Source organism: Streptomyces sp. NPDC046866 (assembly GCF_040704625.1).
GTDB lineage: Bacteria > Actinomycetota > Actinomycetes > Streptomycetales > Streptomycetaceae > Streptomyces.
Genome location: NZ_JBEYXN010000011.1, coordinates 80,772 through 106,258, shown reverse-complemented (window position 1 = coordinate 106,258; position 25,487 = coordinate 80,772). Strand labels below are relative to the sequence as shown.

The following is a 25,487-nucleotide window of genomic DNA, read 5'->3' as shown; positions in this document are numbered from 1 at the left end:
CGTCAGGCCGCGCTGCGGGCGCGGCGGTAGAGGACGACTCCGGCGAGCAGCGTGCCGGCCGAGAGCGGGAGGGCGATGCCGAGGGCGTCACCGGCTCCCGTGGCCGCGAGGCCCGCCTGGTGGGTCGACCCGAGCCCGACGGCGGTCCCGGTGCCGGTCCCCTGGCCGGGGTGGGCGGGCGTACCCGGTGTCCCGTGCTGCCCCGGTGTCCCGGGGTTCCCCGGAGTCCCCGGCGTACCCGGGTGTCCCGGAGTCCCAGGCGTACCCGGGTTCCCCGGGGTTCCGGGGTTGCCGGGCGTACCGGGGTTCCCAGGGTTGCCGGGCGTACCCGGGTTCCCCGGCGTACCGGGAGTCCCCGACGTCCCCGGTCCGCCCGGGTGCCCCGGCTGCTCCTCGTCCTCGTCGCACGGCTCGTCCGGCTCCTCCGGCCCGCCGGGCTGGCCGGGTCCGCCGGGGTGGCCCGGCTGGCCGGGCTGGCCGGGCTGGCCGGGCTGCCCCGGCGATGCGGCCGCATGGTTCGAACAGCGGTTTCCGAAGGCCGGGTTCAGGCCTCCCACCACCGTGACCGTGTTGCCGCAGACGTTGACCGGTGCGTCCACCGGCGCCTGCACGGTGTTCCCGGACAGCACGCCCGGGGAGTTCGCGGCATGGCCGGACGCGCCGGAGTCGGCCTGCGCGTAGCCCCCGCCGAGTGCGAGCACACCCCCCGCAGCCGCCATCGTGATCAGGGTCTTCCTGGTGACCGCTGCTTGTCGTCGCATTGTCGATTCCCCCTGCTGTGTACGAACCTCCGGGCCGTAAAGCCCGGCGGCCCCGGAGCGCTGGAATGCGCTCCGGGGCCCAAGACCTCGGATGCGTCAGGCGTTGACGCAGGTGTTGCCGAAGGCCGGGTTCAGCAGGCCGACGATGTTGATGGTGTTGCCGCACACGTTGACCGGAACGTGGATCGGAACCTGGATGACGTTGCCGGACACGACACCGGGGGAGCCGACGGCCGCACCCTGGGCACCCGCGTCGGCAACGGCCAGACCCGCACCGGCGAGAACGAGACCACCGGTGGCAGCGGCAGCGGCCACAACCTTCTTGAGCATTGTTCCTCCTAGTAGGCAATGCGGTCCCAGCCGCGGACCGCACCACCTGTAACGAGGAGGGATCACCGGAGCTACGAGCGTATGAGCGCATTCACTCTTCCCAGTGGAAAGCGCACACCCTCTCGAATCTCAGCAGTTGTCGATGAACCGGTCGAGCACGCGTACGCCGAACCTGAGCCCCTCCACCGGCACCCGCTCGTCCACGCCGTGGAACATCCCTGCGAAGTCGAGCTCCGGCGGCAGCTGCAGCGGTGCGAAGCCGAAGCAGCGGATGCCGAGGTCGTCGAAGGACTTGGCGTCCGTACCCCCGGAGAGCATGTACGGGACGGCGCGCGCGATCGGGTCCTCCGCCTTGAGGGCGCTCTGCATGGCGTCGACGAGGCGGCCGTCGAAGTCCGTCTCCAGGGCCTTGTCCGCGTGCACGTCCTCCCGCTTCACGCGGGGGCCGAGGATCCGGTCGAGGTCGGCGAAGAACTCGTCCTCGTAGCCGGGCAGGAAGCGGCCGTCGACGTGCGCGGTGGCCTGGCCGGGGATGACGTTCACCTTGTAGCCGGCGCCGAGCATGGTCGGCGCGGCCGAGTTGCGCAGGGTCGCGCCGACCATCTTGGCGATGCCGCCGAGCTTGGCGAGGGTGGCGTCCATGTCCTCCGGGTCCAGGGGCGTGCCCAGGGCGTCCGAGAGCTCGTCCAGGAAGGAGCGCACGGTCTTGGTGACGCGCACCGGCCACTGGTGGCGGCCGAGCCGGCCCACGGCCTCGCACAGCTCCGTGATGGCGTTGTCGGTGTTGGTCATGGAGCCGTGGCCGGCGGTGCCCTCCACGGTGAGCCGCATCCAGTGCATGCCCTTCTGGGCGGTCTCCACCAGGTACAGGCGCAGGTTCTCGTTGACGGTGAACGAGAAGCCGCCGACCTCGCCGATCGCCTCGGTGACGCCCTCGAAGAGCCCGGGGTGCTTGTCGACGAGGTGCCGGGCGCCGTAGACGCCGCCCGCCTCCTCGTCGGCGAGGAAGGCCAGCACGATGTCGCGCGGGGGCTTGCGGCCGCTGCGCAGCCGGTCGCGGACGACGGCGAGCGTCATCGCGTCCATGTCCTTCATGTCGACGGCGCCGCGGCCCCACAGGCAGCCGTCGGCGATCTCGCCGGAGAACGGGTCGTACGTCCAGTCGGCGGCGTTCGCGGGCACCACGTCGGTGTGCCCGTGGATCAGCAGCGCCGGCCGCGAGGGGTCCTCGCCCTCGATCCGCGCGACGGTGGAGGCGCGGCCCTTGTGGGACTCGAAGACCTGCGGCTCCAGGCCGACCTCGGCGAGCTTCTCCGCGACCCACTCGGCGGCCTTGCGCTCACCGGGGCCGGAGTGGTCCCCGTAGTTGCTCGTGTCGATCCGGATGAGGTCCCGGCAGAGGTCGACGACCTCGTCCTCGCCCGAGACGGTCCTGCCCGCGCTCGACTGGCTCACGCTGCTTCCTCCCACTGATCGGTACCGGCTGCCCCCATCCTCCCGCTTCGGCCCGCCCGGCCCAAGGGCGATCCCCGGCCGAGGGGGGTGTGATCGAGGGCCCCGGAATGTTTGGTAATGTTTTCCACGTCGGAACGGCCGAGGGCCGCGAGACAGACACCTTGTCCGGGTGGCGGAATGGCAGACGCGCTAGCTTGAGGTGCTAGTGCCCTTTATCGGGCGTGGGGGTTCAAGTCCCCCCTCGGACACCACTGAGAACCCCTGCTGAGCAGGGGTTCTCTGCTTTTCCCGGTGGTTCTGCCGCTATCCTGGGGGTGTGATCGAGAATCTTCCCCCTTGCCCGAAGTGCTCCTGTGAGTACACGTACGAGATGAATGCGCTCGTGGTGTGCCCCGAGTGCGGCCACGAGTGGGTCCCCGCCGAGGGCGGTGAGCGGGAAGCCGCTGCGGGTGGTGAGCGGGTCGTCAGGGACTCCGTGGGCAACGTCCTGCAGGACGGGGACAGCGTGACCGTTGTGAAGGCCCTCAAGGTCAAGGGCAGTGCTTCGGGGATCAAGGCCGGGACGAAGGTGCGCAACATCCGGATCGTCGACGGGGTCGACGGCCACGACATCGACTGCCGGATCGAGGGCTTCGGCGCCATGCAGCTGAAGTCCGGCGTGGTGAAGAAGGCCTGACGGGCCTCGCATACGGGAAGGACCCCGCCCGAGGGCGGGGTCCTTCTGCGTTTCGGCCGGGCCGAGGGGGCTCAGCCGCGGGCGGCGATCTCCGCGACGCGGCGGCGGACCAGGAACCAGCCGCCGACCAGCGCGGCGCCGATGGCCGGGACGCACAGGACGGTGGTGCGGCCGACGCCGCCGTCGCACCACATCAGGACCAGCACCGACACCAGGAAGACCAGGGTGACGATCTGGGTGTACGGGGCCCACGGCAGGCGGTACGCGGGGCGCTCCACGAGGCCGTTCTGCGCGCGGCGCCAGAAGAACAGCGAGCAGATCATGACCATCGCCCAGGTGCCGAGGATGCCCAGCGAGGCGAAGTTCAGGACGAGCTCGAAGGCGTCCTTCGGCATCAGGTAGTTCAGGCCGACGCCGGCGAGGCCGAAGGCGGCGGTGAACAGGACGCCGCCGTAGGGGACCTTGCCCTTGTTCATGCGGGCGGTGAACTTCGGCGCGGAGCCGGACATGGCCATGGAGCGCAGGATGCGGCCGGTGGAGTAGAGGCCGGAGTTGAGGCTGGAGAGGGCCGCGGTCAGCACGACGAGGTTCATGATGCCGGCGGTGCCGGGGATGCCGAGCTTGTCGAAGACGGTGACGAAGGGGCTCTGGTCGGCGGAGTACGAGGTGTACGGGAGCAGCATCGCCAGCAGGACGACGGAGCCGACGTAGAAGAGGCCGACGCGCCACATGATCGAGTTGATCGCCTTCGGCATGATCTTCTCGGGGTTCTCGGTTTCGCCCGCGGCGACGCCGCACAGCTCGACGGAGGCGTAGGCGAAGACGACGCCCTGGACGACCAGGAGCATCGGCATGACGCCGGAGGGGAAGATGCCGCCGTTGTCGGTGATGGTGGACAGGCCCGGCGTGTGGCCGCCGATGTCGTGGCTGGTGGCGACCAGGTAGATCGCGACGACCAGGAAGATCGCCAGGGCGGCGACCTTGACCAGGGAGAACCAGAACTCCATCTCGCCGAAGTACTTCACCGAGATCAGGTTCGCGGTGAGGACGACGGCGAGGGCGATCAGGGCCAGGGCCCACTGGGGGATGCTCGTGAACATCGACCAGAAGTGCGCGTAGGTGGCGGCGGCCGTGATGTCCGCCACAGTGGTCGTGGACCAGTTCAGGAAGTACAGCCAGCCGGCCGTGTAGGCGCCCTTCTCCCCCATGAACTCGCGCGCGTACGAGACGAACGCGCCGGAGGACGGGCGGTAGAGGACGAGCTCGCCGAGGGCCCGGACGACGAAGAAGGCGAAGACGCCGCACACCGCGTAGGCGATCGCGAGGGAGGGGCCGGCGCCGTGGAGGCGGCCGCCGGCGCCGAGGAACAGGCCGGTGCCTATCGCCCCGCCGATGGCGATCATGTTGATGTGGCGGGACTTGAGGTCCTTGCTGTAACCCTCGTCACCTGCGTCGACGTGGCTGGAGGACGCCGGGGCGGGTGCCCCGGTCAAGGTGCGGTCGCTCATGTGGTGCTTCGCCTTCGTGGGTGGGACAGGCATGTCCGGGCCTGGCGCAGGGGAGCTGGGTGGTGTCACCTGTGCGGTGGTCCGGTGGTTTTGTCGCCATAGGAGACCATGAGCCCCGGCCATGGCCAAAACCCGGCCCCATGACGCCGAAGCCCCCGACGACCTGGAAACGGTCGCCGGGGGCCTGGTACGGGCACGGAAGCGCGGACCGCGGCCGCTCGGGCCGGTCCGCGGGGCGTCAGCCGCGGGGGGCGGCCTCCGCGGCCTGGTCGAGGCGGAAGGCCTCGTTGCCCAGGCCGATGCGGGCGTGCACCTCGGGGTTGCTGCGGCGCAGCAGGACCCCGTACAGCAGCCCGCCGACGGCGGCCGCGCCGATGATGGCGGGCAGCAGCCAGCTGAGGGCCGAGCCCTTCTCGGCGCCGACCAGGACGCCGAAGTCCTTGACGGTGTAGACGGCGATGCCGAGCAGGGCGAGCCCGGCGAGTCCGGCGGCGAGGAGCCGCCACAGCTGGGCGGCGGCGGTGCCGCGGCGGACGAAGAAGGCGATGACGGCGAAGGAGGCGGCCGCCATGAGGAGGGTCACACCGAGCGCCCCGACGCTGCCCATCCAGGTGAACAGGTGCAGGACGGGCGCGGTGGGGTCGCCGCCGGGCCCGTCGTCGGTGAGGGCGAAGGCGAGGACGACGACGGTGGCGACGGCCGTCTGGAGCAGGGAGCCGGTGGCGGGGGCGCCGGTGCCCGGGTTGGTGCGGCCGAAGGAAGCGGGCAGCAGGCCCTCGCGGCCCATGGCGAAGGCGTAGCGGGCGACGACGTTGTGGAAGCTGAGCATGGCCGCGAACATGCCGGTGACGAAGAGGACGTGCAGGACGTCGGTGAAGGCGGCGCCCAGGCGGCTCTCGGTGAGCTGGAAGAGCAGGCCCGGCCCGGCCTCGGCGGAGGTCTTGACGATCTCCGAGGGGCCGGTGGCGACGGTCAGGGCCCAGGCGCTGAAGGCGAAGAACAGGGCGACGAAGCCGACCGCGAGGAACATCACGCGCGAGACGACGATGTGCGGCTTGCTGGTCTCCTCGGCGTAGACCGGGGACTGCTCGAAGCCGACGAAGGCGGCGATGCAGAAGCACAGGGCGGTGCCGAGGCCCGCGCCGCCGAGGGTCGAGGGGTTGAAGGCGTGCAGGGAGAGGCCTTCGGCGCCGGGGTCGCCGAGGGCGGCCACGTCGAAGATGACGACGAGGGCGCATTCGATCAGGAGCAGGACGCCGAGGACGCGGGCGTTGAGGTCGATCTTGAGCCAGCCGAGGGCCCCGGTGAGGGCGACGGCGGCCAGGGCGGGTATCCACCAGGCCAGGTCGGTCTTGAGGTAGGTGGCCAAGAGGTTGGAGATCTCGAAGCCGAGGATGCCGTAGACGCCGACCTGCATGGCGCTGTACGCGACGAGGGCGACGAGCGAGGCCCCGGCGCCGGCGGTGGGGCCCAGCCCGCGGGCGATGTACGCGTAGAAGGCGCCCGCGTTGTGGACGTGGCGGCTCATCTCGGCGTAGCCGACGCCGAAGAGCGCGAGCACGACGCCGAGGATCACGAACAGCAGCGGCTGGCCGACGACGCCCATCACGCCGAACGTGGTGGGCATCACACCGGCGACGACCATCAGGGGGGCGCTCGCGGCCAGTACGGAGAGCAGCAGGCCGGCGGTGCCGAGGCGGTCGGCGCGCAGGGCGCGGTCCTCGCCCTTGTAGGTCCGGATCTCCGGAGCGGTGCCGAGCGTGGTGGATCTGCCCGTCGCCATGGCGGGTGTCCTTTCGGGGGAAGGTCGAAGCGTGGGGCGGTGCGGTGCGCTCGCGCGCTGCCGTCACGTGCCGAGTGCGGCGCTGCGTGCGGCGAGGAAGGCCTTGTGGGGGTCGAGGTCGGGATAGGACCAGGGGGCCCGGGTCGCGTGGCTGCCGATGCGGTGGAAGAGGGCGGCGGCCTCGGCGGGGCGGCCTTCGCAGAGCTTGGCGTGGGCGAGGAAGTTGAGGTCGACCCGGTTGCGGGGGTGGTCCTCGCGCTCCCATTCGAGCCACCAGTCGAAGGCCGCGCGCAGCACCTGGCGGGCCCGGCGGCTGGACCAGTGGGCGGCGGCGCCGTCGGGAGTCCGGCCGTGGGTGGCGGCGAGGACCCGGTAGCGCTCGGCGTGGGCGATGACCGGCAGGACGGCGAGCGGGGAGTCGGCCGGGGACTCCTCGGCGGCCCAGGCGGCGAAGTCGTAGACCTCGTGGAGCGGGTCGTGGCCGGAGGCGGGGGCGTGCTCGGCGAGGCGGGCGACCATCAGGTGGTGGGCGTGGTGGTGCTCCCGGTGGCGGGCCCGGACCTGGTCGAAGTGGCGGCTGAACTCCTCGGCGCTGCCGAAGGCGCGGGAGAGCATGAGCAGGCCGAGCCAGGGGGTGGGGTCGGCGGGGAGCAGCGCGGCGGCACGCCGGCAGGCCTCCTCGGCCGCTTCCGGGCTGCCCTTGCGGCGCAGGGCGGTGAAGACGGCGGCGCAGGCGAGGAGGGTGGCGGCGTCGGCGCTCTCGGGTTCGGCGAGGAGCCATTCGCCGGCCCAGGCGGTGGCGGCCGGGGTCTCGGCGAGGACGACGATGCGGTGGCCGCGGCGGTCCCAGTCGTCTCCGGTGCCGGCGAGGAGGGCGCGGACCTTGGCCCACCGGCCCTGGGTGAACTGGGAGCGGACCTCGACCAGCTCGGTGTCGCACAGGGCCGGGTCGAAGAGCTGGGCGTCCCGCTTGCGGGCGCGGCCGAGGGGCGGCGGCGGAGGCGGGGACATCCGCGGTTTTCCCTCCAGGACACGGGCGCGGTACACGGGCGCGGGCGGACGGCATGACGGGGGCGACAGGGATGATCACGCACAGCAAACCGGTAGGCACAGCTCCGCGTCAAGGTCCGGTCCGCCGGGTGGCGCGTTTCAACTGGTCGTGCAGCGGCGGTTGTTGAGTGGTTCGTTCCGGTTCGGTGGGGGTTGGGGTGCGGGGCGGTGGGGGCCGTATCGTCGCCGCATGACGACGTACGAAGACCTCCCGCCGTACCTGCTCGGCTTCCCCGGGCCGCAGCGCGACCAGCTGGTGGCGGCGGTGCTGAGCGGTGCGAAGACCGCGACGACGGGGCTGCTGCCCGAGTACGAGGCCGAGGGCGAGCCGCTGCCCGCGCCGGGCGACCGGGGCGTGCTGGTGGACTCGCAGGAGCGGGCCCTGGCGGTGGTGGAGGTGACGGACGTGCGGGTGCTCCGGCTCGCCGACGTGGACCTGCGGCACGCGCTGGACGAGGGCGAGGGGTACGCGTCCGTGGCCGAATGGCGTGCCTCGCACGAGGCGTTCTGGCACAGCGGGCCGGTCCGGGAGGGGCTGGGCGACCCGGAGTACACGGTCGGCGACGACACCCTGGTCGTCGCGGAGCGGTTCCGGGTCGTGGAGCGGCTCGCGTAGCGGGCGCGCGACCGCGGCGGCGGCGCCTGCGGCCCGTCAGGCCACCGCCGCGGCCGCGGCGCGGCCCGCCGCGCGGCCCGAGAAGATGCAGCCGCCGAGGAAGGTGCCCTCCAGCGCGCGGTAGCCGTGCACGCCCCCGCCGCCGAACCCGGCCGCCTCCCCGGCCGCGTACAGGCCGGGCAGCGGGTCGCCGGACTCGGTCAGGACCCGCGAGGACAGGTCGGTCTCCAGGCCGCCGAGGGACTTGCGGGTCAGCACGGACAGCCGCACGGCGATCAGCGGGCCGGCCTTCGGGTCCAGGATGCGGTGCGGGGCGGCGGTGCGGATGAGCCGGTCGCCGAGGTACTTCCGGGCGCCGTGGATGGCCGTGACCTGGAGGTCCTTGGTGAACGGGTTGGCGATCGCCCGGTCGCGGGCGGTGAGCTCGCGGCGGACGGTCTCCTCGTCGAGCAGGTCCTCCTTGGTGACCGCGTTCATGCCGCGCACCAGCGCGGACAGGTCGCGCTCGACCACGAAGTCCGCGCCGTGCTCCATGAACGCCTTGACCGGACCGGGCACGGCCTGCCGGGCCCGGTCGATGACGTCGCGGACGGAGCGGCCGGTGAGGTCGGGGTTCTGCTCGGAGCCGGAGAGGCCGAACTCCTTGCCGATGATGCGCTGGTTCAGGACGAACCAGGTGTGGTCGTGGCCGGTCCGCATGATGTGTTCGAGGGTGCCGAGGGTGTCGAAACCCGGGAAGAGCGGTACGGGCAGCCGCCGGCCGGTGGCGTCGAGCCAGAGCGAGGAGGGGCCGGGCAGGATGCGGATGCCGTGCCGGGCCCAGATTGGGTTCCAGTTCTCGATGCCCTCGGTGTAGTGCCACATCCGGTCCTTGTTGATGTGGCGGGCGCCGGCGTCCTCGGCGATGCCCAGCATCAGGCCGTCCACGTGCGCCGGGACCCCCGAGAGCAGCCGCTGCGGCGGGGTGCCGAGGCGCTCCGGCCACTGCTTGCGCACGAGGTCGTGGTTGCCGCCGATGCCCCCGCTGGTCACGATGACCGCCTGGGCCCGCAGCGAGAACGCCCCGACGGCCTCGCGGCTGCTCGCGGTGCCGCGCACGGCGGCGGAGGGCCGCAGGATCTCGCCGGTGACGGTGTCCAGGGCGCCGCCGGTGCGGGAGAGCCCGGTGACCCGGTGGCGGAATCGCAGCTGTACCAGGCCGCGGGCGGCCCCGGCCCGGACGCGGCGCTCGAACGGCTCGACCAGGCCGGGGCCGGTGCCCCAGGTGATGTGGAAGCGGGGGACGGAGTTGCCGTGGCCGAGGGCGTCGTAGCCGCCCCGTTCGGCCCAGCCGACCACGGGGAAGAAGCGGACTCCGCGGGCGTGCAGCCAGGGCCTCTTCTCGCCGGCCGCGAAGTCGACGTACGCCTCGGCCCAGCGGCGCGGCCAGGCGTCCTCCTCCCGGTCGAAGCCGGCGGTGCCGAACCAGTCCTGGAGGGCGAGCGCACGGCTGTCCCTGATGCGCATCCGGCGCTGCTCGGGCGAGTCGACGAGGAACAGGCCGCCGAAGGACCAGTGCGCCTGCCCTCCGAGGGACTGCTCGGGCTCCTGGTCGAGCAGGATCACCTTGCAGCCCGCGTCGACGAGCTCGGCGGTGGCCACCAGCCCCGCGAGCCCCGCCCCGATCACGATCACGTCTGCGTCGTACGTCATGCGCAACTGCCCTCCGGTCGCCGGTGGGGCAGATCTTTGGCTACGGGGCGGTAACCAGTCAATGGCGGTGGTTGGATGGGCCCTGTGAGTGCTGCCGACGAAGTGCTGGACGTGGTGGACCGCGAGGACCGGGTGACCGGGCAGGCGCCGCGCGGCGAGGTGTACGCCCGCGGGCTGCTCCACCGGTGCGCGTTCGTGCTGGCCAGGGACGCGGCCGGGCGGATCTTCGTGCACCGGCGGACCGCGTCGAAGCTGGTCTTCCCCTCCTGCTACGACATGTTCGTGGGCGGGGTCCTCGGCGCCGGGGAGGGCTACGCCGAGGCCGCGCTGCGGGAGGCCGGGGAGGAGCTGGGCGTGGCCGGGCTCCCCCGGCCGGAGCCGCTGTTCAAGTTCCTGTACGAGGGGCCCGGCGGGGCGTGGTGGTCGTACGTGCACGAGGTGCGCTGCGATGCGCCGGTGCGGCCGCAGGAGTCGGAGGTGGCCTGGCACGCCTGGCTGTCCGAGGAGGAGCTGGCGGCGCGGGTCGCGGACGGGGCATGGCCGTGGGTGCCGGACGGCCTGGAGGCCTACCGGCGCCTGCGCGCCTTCCGGGGCCTGCCGTAGCCCCGCCGACGCCTGCTTTTCCCGCCTCGCCGGTCCCCGTTCCGCGTGGGCGAGGCCGAATGTGCCGGACCGGACGGCCCACGCGCGGGTGAGACCGGACGTGCCCCCCACGCGCGGGCAGGGGCGCGGCAGCCGCGGGGGCCGCGGCCGGCGGCGGGACGTAGATTGGCCGTGTGATCGACTTCGGCAAGGACGTGCGCCTCTGGTTCGCACCGCAGCGCGTGCGGGACGAGGGCGAGACCCCGGACTACCGGTTCTCGCTGGCCAACGAGCGGACGTTCCTGGCCTGGATCCGGACCGCCCTCGCCCTGATCGGCGGCGGTTTCGCGGTGGACCAGTTCCTGCCGGACCTGCGCTGGGGCGTACGCGTCGGGATGGCGTTCGCGCTGCTCGCGGTCGGTGCGGCCTGCGCGCTGCGGGCGGTGAACCACTGGGTGCGGTGCGAGCTGGCCATGCGGCGCGGCGAGGACCTGCCGCCCTCCCGCTTCCCGGTGCTGCTGGGCCTGGGCGTGGGGCTGGTCGCGGTGGCGATGGTGGTGGTCGTGCTGCTCGGCGGGACGGACCGGCCGTGACCGGCCCGCCCGCGCAGGGGCGCGACGCCGGCCTGCAGCCGGAGCGGACCCGGCTCGCGTGGCGGCGTACGACGCTGGCCTGCTCGGTGGCCGCCGTGCTGGCGCTGCGGCAGGCGCTGCGCGGGTCGGGCTCGCCGACGGAGGTGGTGGGCACGGCGTTGATCGCGCTGATCTGGCTGGCGTTCCTGGGGGTGGCCCACCGGCGGATGCGCGCGCTGGCGGCGGGCCGGCCGCCCGGGCTCGCACCGCGGGCCGCGCTGGCGGCGGTGGCCTGCACGGTGGCACTGGCGGTGTTCGCGATGGCGGTCATCGTCTGAGCTGCCGATCGGATGGTCGGATCCCTTTGCGCCGCGCCCGACATTCCCGACGTTCCGGAGGGGCATAACCGGCAATACGGGGCACTGCGCACTAGCCTCGGCGCCATGACGACCCTGCACCACGAGCACCCCACGCACGAGCACACCCATGGCCCCGGCTGCGGGCACACCGAGGTCGCCCACGGCGACCACGTCGACTACGCCCACGACGGGCACCTGCACCGGGAGCACTCCGGCCACTGGGACGAGTGCGAACCGGGCGGGCACACCCCGCACGAGGACCACGGGCATGCGCACGGCGAGGGCTGCGGCCACGCCTCCGTCCCGCACGGCGACCACCTGGACTACCTGCACGACGGGCACCGGCACGCCGCGCACGCCGGCCACTACGACGACCACTGACGACCACTGACGACCCCGTCCGGCGACCGCACCCCCCTCTCCCCCGGTCCCCGCCCGGCTGGCAGGATGCTGACCGCCTGTCACAGCGAACCGGGGAGAGCCCAGATGACCGCGGAAGAGCCCTACCTCGTCCAGCCCGCGGACGGGTTGTACGCCTACGTCCAGCCGGACGGCGGCTGGTGCCTCAACAACGCCGGCTTCGTCAGCGACGGGGGGCGCACCCTGCTCGTCGACACCGCGGCCACCGAGCGGCGGGCGCTCGCCCTGCGCGAGGCGGTCGTCGCGGCCGGGGTACCGCTGCCGCGCACGGTGGTCAACACCCACCACCACGGCGACCACACCTACGGCAACGGCGTCTTCGCCGGGGAGGCGCTGATCCTCGCGCACGACAACGCGCGCAGCGAGCAGCTCGCCGCCGGCCACCAGCTGGAGATGATCTGGCCGGAGACCGACTTCGGCGCGATCGAGATCACCCCGCCGGACCTCACGTACAGCGACCGCACGACCCTGCACCTCGGCGGGACGCAGGTGCAGGTCATCCACCCCGGCGTCGCGCACACCACCGGCGACTCCGTGGTGTGGCTGCCGCAGCAGCGGGTCGTCTTCACCGGCGACCTGGTCTTCGCCGGCGGCACGCCGTTCCTCGCGATGGGCTCGCTGGCCGGTTCGCTGCGGGCGCTGGAGCTGCTGCGCTCGCTGGACGCGGAGACCGTGGTCCCGGGGCACGGGCCGCTGACCGACCCCTCGGCGTACGACTCCACCGAGCGCTACCTGCGGTACGTGGACGGGCTGGCCCGGGAGGGCAGGGCGCAGGGGCTGGCCCCGCTGGAGGTGGCGCAGAAGGCCGACCTCGGCGAGTTCGCGGCCTGGCGGGAGAGCGAGCGGCTGGTGGCCAACCTGCACCGGGCCTACGCGGAGCTGGCGGGCGAGCCGGAGGGGGCGCCGCTGGACATCCTGGCGGTGCTGCGGGACATGACCGTGATGAACGGCGGGACGCCGATCCTCTGCCACGCCTGAAGCACGGATCGACCGCGGGCCCGGGGACGGGGCCTGCGGCGGGTCCCGTGCGGCGTGCGCGCGGGAGGGGGCCCGTTCCGCTTCCGGCCGGCCCCGCCCCGCTTCCGCCGCACGGCGCACTGGACGACATACCGACTGGTCGGCATGATGGCCTCCGGTGCTTCCGTCCGTGCCCGCCCGGGCCGCCGGTGCGCCGGAACGTCATCCCGTCACCGTCAACTCCGTACGGAGGTGCGCACCATGGCATCGGCGTCTGCCCCGACCGACCCCCGGGGCCTCGACCTGGAGCGGCTGCGCGGCCATCTCGACCGCGCCCGGCCCGGGCTCGTGGCCGGGCGGCTGCGCGGCCGGCTGATCGAGGGGGGCCGCTCCAACCTCACGTACGAGATCACCGACGGCAGCGGCCGCTGGGTGGTGCGCCGCCCGCCGCTGGGCCACGTCCTGGCCACCGCGCACGACATGCGCCGCGAGCACCGGGTCATCGAGGCGCTGCACGGCACGGCCGTGCCGGTGCCCGAGCCGCTGCTGCTGTGCGAGGACGAGTCGGTGCTGGGAGCGCCGTTCTACGTCATGGAGTTCGTGGAGGGCATCCCCTACCGCAGCGCGGGGCGGCTGGCCGCCCTGGGCCCCGAGCGCACCCGGCGGGTGGTCCTCGGCCTGGTGGACACCCTGGTCGACCTCCATGCGGTGGATCCGGCGGCGGTGGGCCTGGGCGACTTCGGCCGCCCCGAGGGCTTCCTCGACCGGCAGCTGCGCCGCTGGGGCAAGCAGCTCGCCGCCTCCCGGGGCCGGGAGCTGCCCGGCATCGACGAGCTGCACGGCGCACTCGGCCGCGCTCTGCCCCACTCCCCCGCGCCGACCGTCGTGCACGGCGACTACCGGCTCGACAACGTGCTCGTCGGCGGCCCCGGGGACACGGTCCGGGCGGTGCTCGACTGGGAGATGTCCACGCTGGGCGATCCGCTGACCGACCTCGGCCTGCTGGTGATGTACAGCTCCGACCTGGGGCTGGCCGATTCGCCGGTCAGCACGACGAGCGCCGCGCCCGGGCACCCCTCGCCGGGCGAGCTGATCGAGCGGTACGCCGCCCGGTCGGGCCGGGACACCGGCGCGATCTCCTGGTACACGGCGTTCGCCTGGTTCAAGCTCGCCGTGATCCTGGAGGGCATCCACTACCGCTACACGCTCGGCCAGACGGTCGGCGAGGGCTTCGACCGGATCGGCGAGCTGGTCCCGGTCTTCATCGAGCACGGTCTGACCACCCTCCAGGAAGGCTGAGGAATACCCGTGGACTTCGCATTCGACGCCCGGACCGAGGAACTGCGCACCCGGCTGCTCGCGTTCATGGAGGAGTACGTGTACCCGGCGGAGCCCGTCGCCGCCGAGCAGCGCGCGCGGCTGGCCTCGCCCTGGGACACCCCGGCCGTCTTCGGTGAACTGAAGGCCGAGGCGCGCCGCCGGGGCCTGTGGAACCTGTTCCTGGTCGACCGGCACGGCCTGCCCGATGCCGAGTACGGGGCCGGGCTGACCAACCTCCAGTACGCCCCGCTCGCCGAGATCACCGGCCGCAGCCCGCACCTGGCGCCGACCGCGACCAACTGCGCGGCGCCCGACACCGGGAACATGGAGCTGCTCGCCCAGTTCGGCAGCGAGGAGCAGAAGAAGCAGTGGCTCCAGCCGCTGCTGGCCGGGGAGATCCGGTCCGCGTTCGCGATGACGGAGCCCGAGGTGGCCTCGTCGGACGCCACCAACATCGAGACCCGCATCGAGCGTTCGGCGGACGGCTCGCAGTACGTCGTCACCGGGCGGAAATGGTTCATCTCCGGCGCCATGAACCCGGACTGCAAGGTCTTCATCGTCATGGGCAAGACCGATCCGGACGGGGCCGATCCGCGCCGCCAGCAGTCGATGGTCATCGTGCCGCGCGACACCCCGGGCGTCGAGGTCCGCCGGGCGATGACGGTGTACGGGTACGAGGACCACGACCACGGCGGCCACGCCGAGGTCGTCTTCGACGGGGCCCGGGTGCCGGCCGCGAACCTGATCGGCGAGGAGGGCGCGGGCTTCGCGATCGCCCAGGCCCGCCTGGGCCCGGGCCGGATCCACCACTGCATGCGGCTGATCGGCATGGCGGAGCGCGCCATCGAGCTGATGTGCCGGCGGGCGGTGGGGCGTACGGCCTTCGGCAAGGAGCTGGCCGCCCAGGGTGTCGTGCAGAACTGGATCGCGGACGCGCGGGTCACGGTGGAGCAGCTGCGGCTGCTGGTGCTGAAGACGGCCTGGCTGATGGACACCGTCGGCAACCGCGGGGCGCACACCGAGATCCAGGCCATCAAGATCGCCACTCCGCGGGCGGTGGTGCGGATCCTGGACGACGCGGTGCAGCTGCACGGCGCGGGCGGCGTGAGCCAGGACTTCCCGCTGGCCGAGCTGTGGGCGGCGGCGCGCACGCTGCGCCTCGCCGACGGCCCGGACGAGGTCCACCAGCGCTCCCTGGCCCACCGGGAGCTGAAGCGGTACCGCTGACCGGTCCGCCCGCGGGGCTGTGGGGCCGCGGGGCCGCCGGGGCGCGAAGCCGCTACGGGCGCAGGGCCCGCAGGAGCAGGTCCGCGAGGTGGTCGGCGACCTGCTGCGGGGTGAGCGGGCCGTCGGCCCGGTACCAGGTGGACAGGTGGTGGACGGAGCCGAAGTGGTAGTCCACCACCAGGTCCGCGGGCGTGGCGGTGGAGAAGACGCCGGTGCGCTGCCCCTCCTCGATCAGCGCCCGGAAGCGCTCGTGGTAGCGGCGCCGCTCCGCCCGCACCTGCTTGAACTTCTCCGGGCTGAGGTGGTGCATCGACCGGAAGAAGATCGCGGCGTCGTCGAGGTTCTCGATGGTGGTGACCACGACGTCGGCGGCGGCGGCCCGCAGCCGCTCCTCGACGGGGGCGTCGGAGTCGGCGACGGCGTCGAGGCGCTGCTGCTGCAGGCGCAGCATCCGTGCGTACACCTCGTGCAGCAGGTCGTCCTTGGAGCCGAAGTAGTGGTAGAGGGCGCCCTTGGTGACGCCGGCCGCCTCGACGATCTCCTGGACGGAGGTGCGGTCGTAGCCGCGCTCGGCGAACAGCCGGGTGGCCACCGCCAGCAGCCGCTGCGGCACGGGCGCCTCGTGCGCGTTCCCGGGCTCCGTCGTCCTTGCAGCCATGGCGGTGACCTTCCCTTCCCTGTTGCGCGGCCGGTACGGGGCCGGCCGGCGGCCGGCGGCCGTTTTCAGCCGCGGTCGCGCAATTCCCGTCGCAGGATCTTGCCACTCGTCGTCTTCGGCAGGACAGGCAGGATCTCCACCTGGCGGGGGTATTTGTACGCGGCGATGCGGGCGGCGCAGTACGCGGACAGCTCCGCGGGCCCGGCCGAGGCGCCGGGACGCAGGCTCACGTACGCCTTCACGCTCTCCCCGCGGTAGGGGTCGGGGACGCCGACGACGGCGGCCTCGCGCACCGCGGGGTGGGTGTAGAGCACGTCCTCCACCTCGCGCGGCCAGACCTTGAACCCGGAGGCGTTGATCATGTCCTTCTTGCGGTCGACGACGTAGAGCCAGCCGTCCTCGTCCATGAAGCCGATGTCCCCGGTGCGCAGTTCGCCGCCGGGGAAGGCGAGCGCGGTCTCCTCCGGCAGGCCCCAGTAGCCGGACACCACCTGGGGGCCGCGGACGGCGATCTCGCCGGTTTCGCCGAAGGGCACCTCGGCACCGTGCTCGTCCAGGATGCGGACCACCGTGTCGGCGCCGGGCAGTCCGACGGAGAGGGTGCCGGAGGCGGGGTCGACCGGGGCCTCGCGGTGCACGGGGACGCTGGCGCAGGCGGCGGTGGTCTCGGTGAGGCCGTAGCCGTTGCGCAGGCGGATGCCGAAGTCGGCGCGCAGGCGGGCGACGAGGGCCGGCGGGAGCGGGGCGCCGCCGCTGGAGACGACCTGGAAGGAGGCGAAGTGGTCCGCGGTGGCGGCGGGGTGCGCGGCGAGGGCCATGAAGGCGGTGGCGGGGCCGACGGTGTAGGCGGGGCGGTGTTCCAGGAAGGCGTCGAGGACGACGCCGGCGTCGAAGCGGTGGGCCAGGACGAGGGTGCCGGCGTTGGCGAAGCAGGCGGCCAGCTCGCAGACCATGCCGGTGATGTGGAACAGCGGTGCGAGCGCGAAATAGCCGGCGCCTTCGGCGAGCGGGTGCCCGGCGACCTGCCGCTGGGCGTTGTGGGTGAGGGCGCCGTGCGGGTTCATCGCGCCCTTCGGGGTTCCGCTGGTGCCGGAGGTGTAGCTGATGAGCGCGGTGTCGGCGGGGGTGAGGGCGGGGTCCGGCGGGGCGGGCAGGCCGCGGCGGGCGACGGTGGCCAGGTCGGCGGCGTCCGGTGCCCGGGGCTCCCGCCCGGGCGGGAGGACGCGTACGTCGTCGCGGGTCTGGAAGTCCGCGTCGGCGGCCGTCAGCGCCGCCCGTACGGCGGTGCCCGCGGCTGCCGCGCGCAGGTACGCCGTCCAGGCGCGGGCCTCGCAGACCAGGGCGGCGGCCCCGGAGTCCGCGAGGACGTGCCGGGCCTCGGCCTCCTTGTACATGGGGTTGAGCGGAACGACGATCGCCCCGGCCTTCCACGCGGCCAGGACGGCCAGCACGAAGGCCGGGGTGTTCTGCAGCATCACGGCGACGCGGTCGCCGCGGCCGATGCCGTGGGCGGCGAGGTGGCCGGCGAGGGAGTCGGACAGGGCGTCGGCCTCGGCGTAGCCGATGCGGCCGTCGAAGTAGGCCAGCGCCGTGCGCCCGGGGGCCCGGGCGGCCGCGGCGCGGAAGGCGTGCAACACGCTGGGCGGCGCGGCGAGGGGGGCGCGCTGGGCCGGGCTGAGCAGGGCGAGCCACGGCCTGGCGGCGTAGCGGGAGCCGCCGGGCGCGGGCGGCTCCTCGGGCCGGGGCGGCGGGGGCGCGGCCGGCGGTGCGGTCACCGGCTCTCCCATTTCTGCTGGAGGCGGTTCATGCCGCGCAGCCAGCGGTCCGGGTCGGCGGCGCGCGCGGCGTGGTGGTGGGCCACCTCGGGGTGCGGGAGGATCAAGAACCGGCCCTTCTCCATGCCGTCGAACAGTGCGTCCGCCACCGCCTCCGGCTCGATGGCGGTCGGTGCGAGGACGAGCTCGCCCGCCGAACCGGCGGCCGTCAGCATGTCGGTGCGGACTCCTTGCGGGCAGATGGCGTGGACCTGGACCCCGCGGTGGCGGTAGGTCAGCGAGAGCCACTCCGCGAAGGCGAGCGCGCCGTGCTTGCTGACACTGTACGGGGCCGCTCCGATCATGGTGAGCAGCCCGGCGGCCGAGACGGTGGACACGAAGCGCCCGGCGCCGCGCTCCAGCCAGTCGGGCAGCAGCAGCCGGGCGGCGCGGACGTGGGCCATGACGTTGGTCTCCCAGGCGGCCTCCCACACGGCCTCGTCGGCGAACGCATCGCCGCCGGAGGCGAGTCCGGCGTTGGCGCAGTAGACGTCGACGCGGCCGCCGAGGGCCCGGCGGGCGTCCTCGACCACGGCGGAGGCGTCGCCGGGCAGCGGGATCGCGCGGGCGCCGATCGCGCCGGCCACGGAGGCGGCCTTCGCGGCGTCGAGGTCGTTGACCACGACGGTGGCCCCCTCGGCGGCGAAGCGGTGGGCGAGGGCGGCTCCGATGCCGCCGCCCGCGCCGGTGACGACGACTCGCTGGTCCTGGTACGCGCTCACGGGATCACCTTTCCTGGCGGGGCGGACGCCGGGCAGACTAACCGGTCGGTATGTCGGGGCGAAAGGGGGCGGGCCCCTAGCGTGGCCGGATGACGCTGTCACGACGGGGGCTGCTGGGACTGGCGGGAACGGTGGCTGCCGCGGGGCCGGCCGCGGCAGCGGAGGCGGCCGGCGCTTCGCGAGGGGCGGGTGCGGCGAAGGGGGCGATCGTGGCTGATGTGACGGGTGCGGCGGGGTCTGAGGGCGTGGCCGGGCGCGCGGGCCGCCGGGTGCGCACCGGGTTCGAGCGGCTCGCCGCGGACGGGTACGCCCTCCTCGCCGGGCAGCGGGTCGGGGTGGTCACCAACCCCACCGGGATCACCGCCGACGCCCGCCACCTGGTCGACGTCCTCCATGCCGACGACCGGGTCCGGCTGGTGGCGGTGTTCGGCCCCGAGCACGGCTTCCGCGGGACGGCGCAGGCGGGCGGATCCGAGGGGCCCGGCCGGGACCCGGCGACCGGGCTCGCGGTGTACGACACGTACGGCAAGAGCGGGCAGGAGCTCGCGGACGTGTTCACCGCGGCCGGCGTCGACACCGTCGTCTTCGACATCCAGGACGTCGGGGCACGCTTCTACACCTACATCTGGACCCTGTACGACTGCATGCGCGCGGCCGCCCTGGCCGGCAAGGCGGTGGTCGTACTGGACCGGCCCCACCCGGCGGGCGGGCTGCGGGCCGCCGGGCCCGTCCTGGAACGGCCGTACGCGAGCTTCGTGGGCCGGGAGCCGATCGCCCTCGCCCACGGCATGACGGCGGCCGAACTGGCGCTGCTGTTCAACGGGGAGTTCCTGCGCGACCGGCCCGTCCGGCTGCACACCGTGCGGATGTCGGGGTGGCGGCGCGGCTCCTTCTTCGGGGAGACCGGGCTGCCGTGGATCCCGCCGAGCCCGAACATGCCGACGCCGGACACGGCCCTCGCGTACGCCGGCACCTGCCTGTTCGAGGGGACGAACCTCTCCGAGGGCCGCGGGACGACCACGCCGTTCGAGGTTCTGGGCGCGGAGGGCATCGACCGGCGGTGGGCGGAGGCGGCCGATGCGCTGGGGCTGCCCGGGGTGTGGTTCCGGGAGGCGTACTTCACGCCGTCCTTCTCCAAGCACGCCGGGCGGACCTGCGGCGGGGTCCGGCTGGTCGTCCACGACCGGGAGTCCTTCGATCCGGTCCGGGCGGGGATCGGGCTGCTGGTGACGGCGCGGCGGGCGTGGAGCGGGTTCGCCTGGCGGGAGGACCACTGGATCGACCGGCTGACCGGCTCGGACCTGGTGCGGCGGATGGTCGACGCGGGGGCCGGGGTGGAGGAGGTCACCGGGGCGTGGGCGGTGGGGCTGGCGCGGTTCGCGGCGGTGCGGGAGCGGTACCTGCTGTACCGGTAGGCGCAGGGGGCTGGTCGGGCGGGGGCCGCAGCAGGATGCTGGACGGCACCAGGGACGCGGCGCGGAGGGGGAACCCATGGCGGCGGGAACGGGCAGAGCCGGTGGCGGTGCGGAGTCCGAGGCCGGGAGCGGGAGCCGGATCGGGGCAGGGGTCGGGCTCGGGGAGGGAGTCGGGCTCGGGGAGGGAGTCGCGGTCGGGGCCGGGCTCGGAGTCGGGGCCGGGGTGGGGGTCGGGCCGTACGCGGAGCTGACCTTCGATGCCGAGGGGGACACGGACGGGGCCGGGGTGCAGGCGGTCGCGGCGATGGAGGCCACCGACCTGCTGGTCTTCGCCCACGGCTGGAACAGCGACCGGACCGCCTCGACCCGCCTGTTCGACCGCTTCTTCGCCCCCTTCCCGGGGCTGGTGGGGCGGGGGGTACGGCTGGGGTACGCGGGGGTGGTCTGGCCCTCGATCCGGTTCTCGGACGAGCCCATCCCGGACTTCGACTCCCCCGGCGTCCTCGCGGAGCCCGGGCACGGGACGGCGCTGGACCCGCAGCCCCGGCGGGCCCTCGCGGAGTTCTGGCCGGGGCGGGAAGCCCAGCTGGACCGGATCGCCGAACTCCTGGAGGACCGGCCCGAGTCGGAGGCGGCCCTCGCCGAGTTCGGCACGCTCGTACGGGAGCTGGCGGGCGTCGGGCCGGAAGCGGCCGGGGCGGGCGCGGCCGGGGCAGCCGGGGCGGATGCGGTCCGGCGGGACGTTCCCGCCATTTTCGCCGAGGACGTGCGGGAGGTGTGCCGGGCCCTCGCCGCGGGGCTGGTCGCGGCGGGCGGGCCGGCGCCCGGGGCCGGCGGCGGGACGGGGTTCGCCCCCGGGCCGGGCCTGCGGACGATGTGGGGCGGCGCCAAGGAGCTGCTGCGGCAGGCCTCGTACTACCAGATGAAGAAGCGGGCCGGGGTCGTCGGCGAGCGCGGCCTCGGGCCGGTCCTCGCGGAGCTGGCGGCGCGGCGGCCCGCCCTGCGCATGCACCTGATCGGCCACAGCTTCGGGGCGCGGGTGGTGTCGTTCTCGCTGCGCGCGGTGCCGGACGGCGCCCGGTACGCGGCCTCCCTGACGCTGCTCCAAGGCGCCTTCTCGCACTATGCCTTCGCCGACCGGCTCCCCCACGACCGGGGCCGCGGCGGCGCCCTGCACGGGCTGCAGCACAAGGTCGCGGGCCCCGTGGTGGCCTGCCACTCCGAGCACGACTCCGCGCTGAAGGTCTTCTACCCGCTGGCCTCCCGGATGGCAGGGGATTCGGCCGGACTGCTGGGCTTCGACGAGCGGTGGGGCGCGGTCGGGCACGACGGGGTGCAGGCGGTGCCGGGCGCACTGCGGCTCACGCTCGACGCGGCGCTGCGCCAGGGGGTGCCGGCGGCCGGTTGCGTCAGCGTGGACGCGGCCTCCGTGGTGCGGCGGGGCGGTCCGCCGTCGGGGGCGCACAGCGACATCTGCCACGAGGAGCTGGCCCGGGTCGTGGTGGCTGCGGGGCGCATGGGGCGCTGAGTTCCGGCCATGTGCCACCCGCACGCCTCGTCCGCCCCCGCATGCGCCTGGGCCTGACCGGGCATGTTGGGCACGTCTCACGGTGCGTCGTCGTTCGAGGGAGTACGGCGCCGCGGTGCGGGCGTGGGCGCGACGGAGGTGAAGGTGTGATGGCAGGTTTCCGGAGTCTGGCCTACCAGGTGCGGGATGCGCGCAACGACCGCGCCCTGCGGCGCCATTCGCTGCGCCGGTGCCTGGAGCGGTTCGCACCGTACGGGCACCGGGCGACCTGGTGGCATCTGTGCGACCGCCACGGGATCGGCCCCGAGGACCGGGCGGCGGATCCGCAGCGGCTGGTCGCGGCGCTGGAGGAGCTGGAGGAGGCACGGGCGGTCTGGCTGGCGTACGAGCGCCAGTTCGCGGAGCGCCGCAGGCGCGAGAAGCACCACGGGCTGCGGCGGCCGGAATGGGCGTGGGGCGGCAGCGGGGACGCGGTGGTGCGGTGCGCGGATCCGGGCGTGCGACCCGAGGGGACCCTCGGGGAGGTGCTGCGGCGGCTGGTCGCGGCGCTGGAGTCGGAGCCGGGGACGGGCTGCCCGGTCTGCGGCGAGCAGGAGCTGCACTGGCCCGCGCCGGTGCCGCCGCAGAGACGGGGCCGGGCGGCCGCCGGAGCCGGGCCCGGGCCGTGGGAGGGAGCGTGGGCCTGGGACGGCCCGGTCTGCGCGGGCTGCGGGATCGTGGTGCCCAGGCCGGCGCTCGCGGACTCGGCCTGGGCTCCGGCGGCGGCCTCCGCCGGGGCGGCATGAGACCGGGCCCTGGGATCCCGCGGATCCAGGCCTCGCTCAACGGAACGCGCGGCGCCGGCGACGGGCCGGCCGTGCCGCTGTCCCCCGGGGACGTGGTGGAGGCCGCGCGCGGGGCGGTGGCCGCCGGCGCGGCGGAGCTGCTGGTCCACCCGCGGACCCCGTGCGGCCGGGAGAGCCTGTCGCCGGGGGTGGTGGGGCCGCTGCTGGAGGCGTTGCGGGGCGCGGGGGTCTCCGTACCGCTGTCGGTGTGCGCGAGCATCGCCGCCGAACCGGACCCCGCGGGCCGCGCGGCGCGGGTCCGGTCCTGGACGGTCCTCCCGGACCGGGCCGCGGTGCGCTTCACCGAGCCGGGAGCGGGTGAACTGGCCCGGAGCTTGCTGGCCCGCGGCGTCGCGGTGGACGCAGTGCTCCCGTGGCCCCCGCCGGCCGCAGCCCACGGCGGCGTCCCCGAGCGGGCCGTGCTGCACGGGCTGACGCCCTTCCTGCGGCGGTCGCCCGGGGAGCCCGCAGGCGGGTGGCTCCGGGTGGTGGTCGAGTCCTCGGGGAAGGGGGCGGAGGCGCTGGGGCGGCTGCGGCGCCTGCTGCCCGGGGTCGCACTGGTGCTGGTCGGGCGGGAAGGCGCCGCCTGGCCGGTGCTGCGGCTGGCCGCGCGGTGCGGGGCCGCCGTGCGGATCGGCGTGGGCGACGTACTGCACCTGCCCGACGGCCGCCCGGCATCCTCGACCGCCGCGCTGGTGGCCGCGGCGCGGGCCGAGGCCGCCGCCCTGGACCACGCCGGCCCGTCGGCCACAACGCCGACCTCTGCAAGGAACGGAACACCGTCGAACGCCTGATCAAAAGCTCGAGTCTTGGCGAGGCATCACCAACCGATACGACGAGACCCCGGACAGCCACCTCGCCGGCCTCCACTTGCGGCCCTCGATGATCTGGAGGAAAGACCTCACCCAGGCCGTCTCTTGATCACTGACCGATGCATGCCTGGAGAGCCGAGATGGAGGCCGGTGCGCGTTCGGCGCGGCTCAGTGCGCGCAGCACATCAGTCGCTCCATGGCGGCGCAGTGCGATCCGCGACAGCAGGTCCACGACTGTCTCCACGGCCAGGGCCGGGAACTCCGGTGTGGGCAGCCCGACACTGCACGCGAGGTCGTCGGAGTGGACGATGAGCTCCAGGGTCCGGCTGGTGATGAAGTCGTTGAGGCTGATCGACCACGGTCCCCAGGTCGGGCGGCGGACGCGTCGATCCGGCGCGGCCGGCAAGGTGCCGCGCAGCTCGTCGACGCACGTGGCGACTCGCGCGGCCAGTGCGGCGGGGCCATCGGCCGCCTCGTCCTCTCCGGCGGATCGGATGCCCTGATTGAACGGCGTGTCGATGTCCGAGCCGATCCAACTCACTCGTTTGTAGTACTCGTGGATCGAGATGGTGGGCTCGGAAGGTTCTGGCTCAGCCAGTACTGCGGGAATGAAGAAGACCTGCCCGGCCAGGTGGCCCGCCAGCCCACGGACGCTGAGCTTCTCCAGCGCGGAGGGCTGGTGCCAGCCGCCTGCGACCGCCGGCTCTGCCAGCAGCCTCCCCGCCGATTCCGCCACGCTCAGGTACAGCTCCCTGACCTGTGTCACCTTCTCATCCCCCCTGTCGTCGGCGATCGCCTCACCGGTCAACATCGCGAACAGGTGAAGCATTCCGGACACAACTCGCCTGGTCCGTGACGACGATGTACCGGTCCAGGCCCCGCCCGAGACGGCGAATCCCGCATCCCGCAGATTGATCACGCCTCGATAGGCGCCTGGTGGCTGCGGCCTGGGTCAGAACGGGTGCGGGACGGCGCGGAGGCGGCCGGTCACCACCAGGTTGCCGTCAGGGGCGCGCCGGGCGAGGCGGCCCGTGCGGAACCAGCCGTCCGGGGTGAAGGACCGCGCGTTCTGCTCCGGCGCCCGGTAGTAGCCGCGCACGGTGGACGGTCCCCGGGCGAGGAGCTCCCCGGGCTCCCCGTCCGGCACGTCCTTGCCCTCGGCGTCGACGATGCGGATCTCGTCGTCGGACGAGAGCGGGCGGCCCTGCGTGCCGAGCACGGTCTCGTCCGGGTCGCCGGGCCGGGTGAGCAGGAGCGGGCCCTCGGGCAGGGCGAAGACCTGCTGGAGGCGGCAGCCCAGCGCGGCGCCGATCCGTTCGGCGCTCGCCCGGGGCAACGGCCTTGCGTCGCCGCCGATCTGAACCAGGCGGAGACTGCTCACGTCGGCCCCGGCCGCGGGGAGCGCGTCGAGCCAGCGCCCCGCGGCGTCGGGCGCCACCGACGCGACGGTGACCCGCTCGCGGGCGATGAGGGGGAGGCAGGTGCCGGGCTCCGCGGTCTCGGCCAGGACGACGGTGCCGCCCGCGGAGAGGGTGCCGACGATGCCGGGGCAGCCGAAGGCGGGGACGGTGTCCGCCCCGGCGGGCAGCGCGGCCAGGTACACGTCGTCCTCGGTGAGGGACACCAGCTCGGCGGCGGCCCGCGCCTGGCGGGCGTAGTCGTTGTGGGTGCGCGGGACGAGCCGGGGCGCCGCGGCCGGGCCGCCGGAGAGCAGGAGGAACGCCACCTGGTCGGCGCTCTGCGCAAGCGCCGGCTCGGGCGGGGCGTCGACGGTGCCGAGCGGGGAGTACTGGCAGTTCGACGGGTCGGTGGTGAGGCCGCCGTACGGGGACTCCGCGCCCGGCGCCTCAAGGGTGAACACCCGTCGCAGGAAGGGCCACCGCGCCGCGATGTCCGCGGCCGCCGCGGTGAGGTCGAGGCCCTCGTGCGCGGCGGGGCCCACGTACCCGACGGCCTGGGTGATCCGCACGAGCTCGGCCAGCCCCGCCGCGGGGTGCGGGAGCGGGCACAGCACGGGGACCGTGCCGGCGCGCATCAGCGCGAACACCGTCACGACGCGTTCGGGCACGTTCGGCAGCTGGACCACCACCCGCATCCCGGGGCGCAGCCCCCGCAGCCGGAACCCGGCGGCCATGCGGTCCACGCGCCGGTTCAGGGCGGCGTACGTGAGGCGGGTGCCGCCGTGCACGAGCGCGGTGCGCGGCCCGTACTGCAGGGCCCAGCCGCGCAGCAGGTTGTCCAGCGTGTTGCCGCGCCAGTGCCCGGCCGCCCAGTAGCGGTCGACGTACTCCTCGGGCCAGGGCGTGCAGCCGTCGAGCATGGATGTGCCCCCCTTCTCGGCGCCGCGGAGCCGTCCCCGCGTTGATCTTGGCCATCCAAGGGTCCACCTGCCCCGCAGGCAATGCG

At 74.1% G+C, this 25,487-nt stretch carries 25 protein-coding genes and 1 tRNA gene; 14 read left to right on the top strand and 12 right to left on the bottom strand.

Annotated features, from left to right (window positions below; translation table 11 throughout):
* Positions 1-2 precede the first annotated feature (2 nt).
* The 3 genes from AB0953_RS18365 to AB0953_RS18355 form a co-directional block, all read right to left on the bottom strand.
* The gene (locus AB0953_RS18365; RefSeq protein ID WP_366860521.1) at positions 3-761 is read right to left on the bottom strand and encodes a chaplin family protein; all 759 of its coding nucleotides are present in this window, start codon (positions 759-761) and stop codon (positions 3-5) included.
* 96 nt (positions 762-857) lie between these two features.
* On the bottom strand, positions 858-1,091 hold the full coding sequence (gene chpH, locus AB0953_RS18360; RefSeq protein ID WP_366860520.1) for a chaplin ChpH: 234 nt from the start codon (positions 1,089-1,091) through the stop codon (positions 858-860).
* Positions 1,092-1,220: 129 nt separating this feature from the next.
* Positions 1,221-2,546 (bottom strand): M20/M25/M40 family metallo-hydrolase, encoded by a 1,326-nt coding sequence (locus AB0953_RS18355; protein WP_366860519.1) that lies wholly within the window; start codon positions 2,544-2,546, stop codon positions 1,221-1,223.
* A 163-nt stretch (positions 2,547-2,709) separates the two neighbouring features.
* On the opposite strand from AB0953_RS18355, the gene AB0953_RS18350 reads away from it, so the two are divergent.
* Together AB0953_RS18350 and AB0953_RS18345 are read left to right on the top strand one after the other, a co-directional pair.
* Positions 2,710-2,797, top strand: a tRNA-Leu gene (locus tag AB0953_RS18350).
* Positions 2,798-2,862: 65 nt separating this feature from the next.
* Positions 2,863-3,222: a zinc ribbon domain-containing protein YjdM gene (locus AB0953_RS18345; protein ID WP_366860518.1), complete on the top strand. Its 360-nt coding sequence runs from the start codon at positions 2,863-2,865 to the stop codon at positions 3,220-3,222.
* 71 nt (positions 3,223-3,293) lie between these two features.
* Here AB0953_RS18345 and AB0953_RS18340 read toward each other — a convergent pair whose 3' ends face one another.
* The 3 genes from AB0953_RS18340 to AB0953_RS18330 form a co-directional block, all read right to left on the bottom strand.
* Positions 3,294-4,730, bottom strand: coding sequence for an amino acid permease (locus AB0953_RS18340; RefSeq protein WP_366860517.1), 1,437 nt, complete (start codon positions 4,728-4,730; stop codon positions 3,294-3,296).
* A 238-nt stretch (positions 4,731-4,968) separates the two neighbouring features.
* Positions 4,969-6,513, bottom strand: a complete 1,545-nt coding sequence (locus AB0953_RS18335; protein ID WP_366860516.1) for an APC family permease — start codon at positions 6,511-6,513, stop codon at positions 4,969-4,971.
* A 63-nt stretch (positions 6,514-6,576) separates the two neighbouring features.
* Positions 6,577-7,524, bottom strand: a complete 948-nt coding sequence (locus AB0953_RS18330; RefSeq protein ID WP_366860515.1) for a hypothetical protein — start codon at positions 7,522-7,524, stop codon at positions 6,577-6,579.
* 229 nt (positions 7,525-7,753) lie between these two features.
* Between AB0953_RS18330 and AB0953_RS18325 the strand changes: the two genes are divergently transcribed.
* Positions 7,754-8,179, top strand: coding sequence for an ASCH domain-containing protein (locus tag AB0953_RS18325; protein WP_366860514.1), 426 nt, complete (start codon positions 7,754-7,756; stop codon positions 8,177-8,179).
* A 36-nt stretch (positions 8,180-8,215) separates the two neighbouring features.
* On the opposite strand, the gene AB0953_RS18320 is transcribed toward AB0953_RS18325, so the two are convergent.
* Positions 8,216-9,871 carry an FAD-binding dehydrogenase gene (locus AB0953_RS18320; RefSeq protein ID WP_366860513.1) on the bottom strand — a complete coding sequence of 552 codons (1,656 nt, stop codon included), beginning with the start codon at positions 9,869-9,871 and terminating at the stop codon, positions 8,216-8,218.
* 84 nt (positions 9,872-9,955) lie between these two features.
* Between AB0953_RS18320 and AB0953_RS18315 the strand changes: the two genes are divergently transcribed.
* The 7 genes from AB0953_RS18315 (at position 9,956) to AB0953_RS18285 (ending at position 15,308) form a co-directional block, all read left to right on the top strand.
* Positions 9,956-10,474, top strand: coding sequence for an NUDIX domain-containing protein (locus AB0953_RS18315; RefSeq protein ID WP_366860512.1), 519 nt, complete (start codon positions 9,956-9,958; stop codon positions 10,472-10,474).
* A 173-nt stretch (positions 10,475-10,647) separates the two neighbouring features.
* Positions 10,648-11,046: a DUF202 domain-containing protein gene (locus AB0953_RS18310; protein ID WP_366860511.1), complete on the top strand. Its 399-nt coding sequence runs from the start codon at positions 10,648-10,650 to the stop codon at positions 11,044-11,046.
* Positions 11,043-11,363, top strand: a complete 321-nt coding sequence (locus AB0953_RS18305; protein ID WP_366860510.1) for a DUF202 domain-containing protein — start codon at positions 11,043-11,045, stop codon at positions 11,361-11,363. The genes AB0953_RS18310 and AB0953_RS18305 overlap by 4 nt, the downstream gene beginning before the upstream one ends.
* A gap of 105 nt (positions 11,364-11,468) precedes the next feature.
* Positions 11,469-11,765 carry a hypothetical protein gene (locus AB0953_RS18300; RefSeq protein ID WP_366860509.1) on the top strand — a complete coding sequence of 99 codons (297 nt, stop codon included), beginning with the start codon at positions 11,469-11,471 and terminating at the stop codon, positions 11,763-11,765.
* 105 nt (positions 11,766-11,870) lie between these two features.
* Positions 11,871-12,782 (top strand): MBL fold metallo-hydrolase, encoded by a 912-nt coding sequence (locus AB0953_RS18295; RefSeq protein WP_366860508.1) that lies wholly within the window; start codon positions 11,871-11,873, stop codon positions 12,780-12,782.
* A gap of 240 nt (positions 12,783-13,022) precedes the next feature.
* The gene (locus AB0953_RS18290) at positions 13,023-14,060 is read left to right on the top strand and encodes a phosphotransferase family protein (protein WP_366860507.1); all 1,038 of its coding nucleotides are present in this window, start codon (positions 13,023-13,025) and stop codon (positions 14,058-14,060) included.
* A gap of 9 nt (positions 14,061-14,069) precedes the next feature.
* Entirely contained in the window at positions 14,070-15,308 is a 1,239-nt protein-coding gene (locus AB0953_RS18285; RefSeq protein WP_366860506.1) for an acyl-CoA dehydrogenase family protein, read from the top strand.
* Positions 15,309-15,360: 52 nt separating this feature from the next.
* Here AB0953_RS18285 and AB0953_RS18280 read toward each other — a convergent pair whose 3' ends face one another.
* From AB0953_RS18280 to AB0953_RS18270, 3 genes are all read right to left on the bottom strand, one after another.
* Entirely contained in the window at positions 15,361-15,966 is a 606-nt protein-coding gene (locus AB0953_RS18280; RefSeq protein WP_366860505.1) for a TetR/AcrR family transcriptional regulator, read from the bottom strand.
* A gap of 65 nt (positions 15,967-16,031) precedes the next feature.
* Positions 16,032-17,648 carry an AMP-binding protein gene (locus AB0953_RS18275; protein WP_366860627.1) on the bottom strand — a complete coding sequence of 539 codons (1,617 nt, stop codon included), beginning with the start codon at positions 17,646-17,648 and terminating at the stop codon, positions 16,032-16,034.
* 89 nt (positions 17,649-17,737) lie between these two features.
* Complete coding sequence (locus AB0953_RS18270) at positions 17,738-18,502, bottom strand: SDR family oxidoreductase (RefSeq protein ID WP_366860504.1); 765 nt, start codon at positions 18,500-18,502, stop codon at positions 17,738-17,740.
* An 89-nt stretch (positions 18,503-18,591) separates the two neighbouring features.
* On the opposite strand from AB0953_RS18270, the gene AB0953_RS18265 reads away from it, so the two are divergent.
* From AB0953_RS18265 to AB0953_RS18250, 4 genes are all read left to right on the top strand, one after another.
* Complete coding sequence (locus AB0953_RS18265) at positions 18,592-19,917, top strand: DUF1343 domain-containing protein (RefSeq protein ID WP_366860503.1); 1,326 nt, start codon at positions 18,592-18,594, stop codon at positions 19,915-19,917.
* 223 nt (positions 19,918-20,140) lie between these two features.
* A complete protein-coding gene (locus AB0953_RS18260; protein WP_366860502.1) occupies positions 20,141-21,445 on the top strand; it encodes a serine-threonine protein kinase in 1,305 nt (434 codons plus the stop codon).
* A 149-nt stretch (positions 21,446-21,594) separates the two neighbouring features.
* Positions 21,595-22,230 (top strand): hypothetical protein, encoded by a 636-nt coding sequence (locus AB0953_RS18255; protein ID WP_366860501.1) that lies wholly within the window; start codon positions 21,595-21,597, stop codon positions 22,228-22,230.
* Positions 22,227-23,063: a 3-keto-5-aminohexanoate cleavage protein gene (locus AB0953_RS18250; protein WP_366860500.1), complete on the top strand. Its 837-nt coding sequence runs from the start codon at positions 22,227-22,229 to the stop codon at positions 23,061-23,063. The genes AB0953_RS18255 and AB0953_RS18250 overlap by 4 nt, the downstream gene beginning before the upstream one ends.
* Positions 23,064-23,190: 127 nt before the next feature.
* Here the strand turns inward: AB0953_RS18250 and AB0953_RS18245 are convergent, their stop codons facing one another.
* Positions 23,191-23,910 (bottom strand): maleylpyruvate isomerase N-terminal domain-containing protein, encoded by a 720-nt coding sequence (locus tag AB0953_RS18245; RefSeq protein WP_366860499.1) that lies wholly within the window; start codon positions 23,908-23,910, stop codon positions 23,191-23,193.
* A gap of 123 nt (positions 23,911-24,033) precedes the next feature.
* Positions 24,034-25,401: an AMP-binding protein gene (locus tag AB0953_RS18240; protein WP_366860498.1), complete on the bottom strand. Its 1,368-nt coding sequence runs from the start codon at positions 25,399-25,401 to the stop codon at positions 24,034-24,036.
* Between the last annotated feature and the right edge of the window lie 86 nt (positions 25,402-25,487).

Excerpts from the sequence above, each read along its gene's own strand:
- AB0953_RS18365 (WP_366860521.1), bottom strand. The coding sequence starts at position 761 with ATGCGACGACAAGCAGCGGTCACCAGGAAGACCCTGATCACGATGGCG.
- chpH (WP_366860520.1), bottom strand. The coding sequence starts at position 1,091 with ATGCTCAAGAAGGTTGTGGCCGCTGCCGCTGCCACCGGTGGTCTCGTT.
- AB0953_RS18340 (WP_366860517.1), bottom strand. The coding sequence starts at position 4,730 with ATGAGCGACCGCACCTTGACCGGGGCACCCGCCCCGGCGTCCTCCAGC.
- AB0953_RS18335 (WP_366860516.1), bottom strand. The coding sequence starts at position 6,513 with ATGGCGACGGGCAGATCCACCACGCTCGGCACCGCTCCGGAGATCCGG.
- AB0953_RS18330 (WP_366860515.1), bottom strand. The coding sequence starts at position 7,524 with ATGTCCCCGCCTCCGCCGCCGCCCCTCGGCCGCGCCCGCAAGCGGGAC.
- AB0953_RS18325 (WP_366860514.1), top strand. The coding sequence starts at position 7,754 with ATGACGACGTACGAAGACCTCCCGCCGTACCTGCTCGGCTTCCCCGGG.
- AB0953_RS18320 (WP_366860513.1), bottom strand. The coding sequence starts at position 9,871 with ATGACGTACGACGCAGACGTGATCGTGATCGGGGCGGGGCTCGCGGGG.
- AB0953_RS18300 (WP_366860509.1), top strand. The coding sequence starts at position 11,469 with ATGACGACCCTGCACCACGAGCACCCCACGCACGAGCACACCCATGGC.
- AB0953_RS18295 (WP_366860508.1), top strand. The coding sequence starts at position 11,871 with ATGACCGCGGAAGAGCCCTACCTCGTCCAGCCCGCGGACGGGTTGTAC.
- AB0953_RS18290 (WP_366860507.1), top strand. The coding sequence starts at position 13,023 with ATGGCATCGGCGTCTGCCCCGACCGACCCCCGGGGCCTCGACCTGGAG.
- AB0953_RS18280 (WP_366860505.1), bottom strand. The coding sequence starts at position 15,966 with ATGGCTGCAAGGACGACGGAGCCCGGGAACGCGCACGAGGCGCCCGTG.
- AB0953_RS18265 (WP_366860503.1), top strand. The coding sequence starts at position 18,592 with ATGACGCTGTCACGACGGGGGCTGCTGGGACTGGCGGGAACGGTGGCT.
- AB0953_RS18255 (WP_366860501.1), top strand. The coding sequence starts at position 21,595 with ATGGCAGGTTTCCGGAGTCTGGCCTACCAGGTGCGGGATGCGCGCAAC.
- AB0953_RS18250 (WP_366860500.1), top strand. The coding sequence starts at position 22,227 with ATGAGACCGGGCCCTGGGATCCCGCGGATCCAGGCCTCGCTCAACGGA.
- AB0953_RS18245 (WP_366860499.1), bottom strand. The coding sequence starts at position 23,910 with ATGCTTCACCTGTTCGCGATGTTGACCGGTGAGGCGATCGCCGACGAC.
- AB0953_RS18240 (WP_366860498.1), bottom strand. The coding sequence starts at position 25,401 with ATGCTCGACGGCTGCACGCCCTGGCCCGAGGAGTACGTCGACCGCTAC.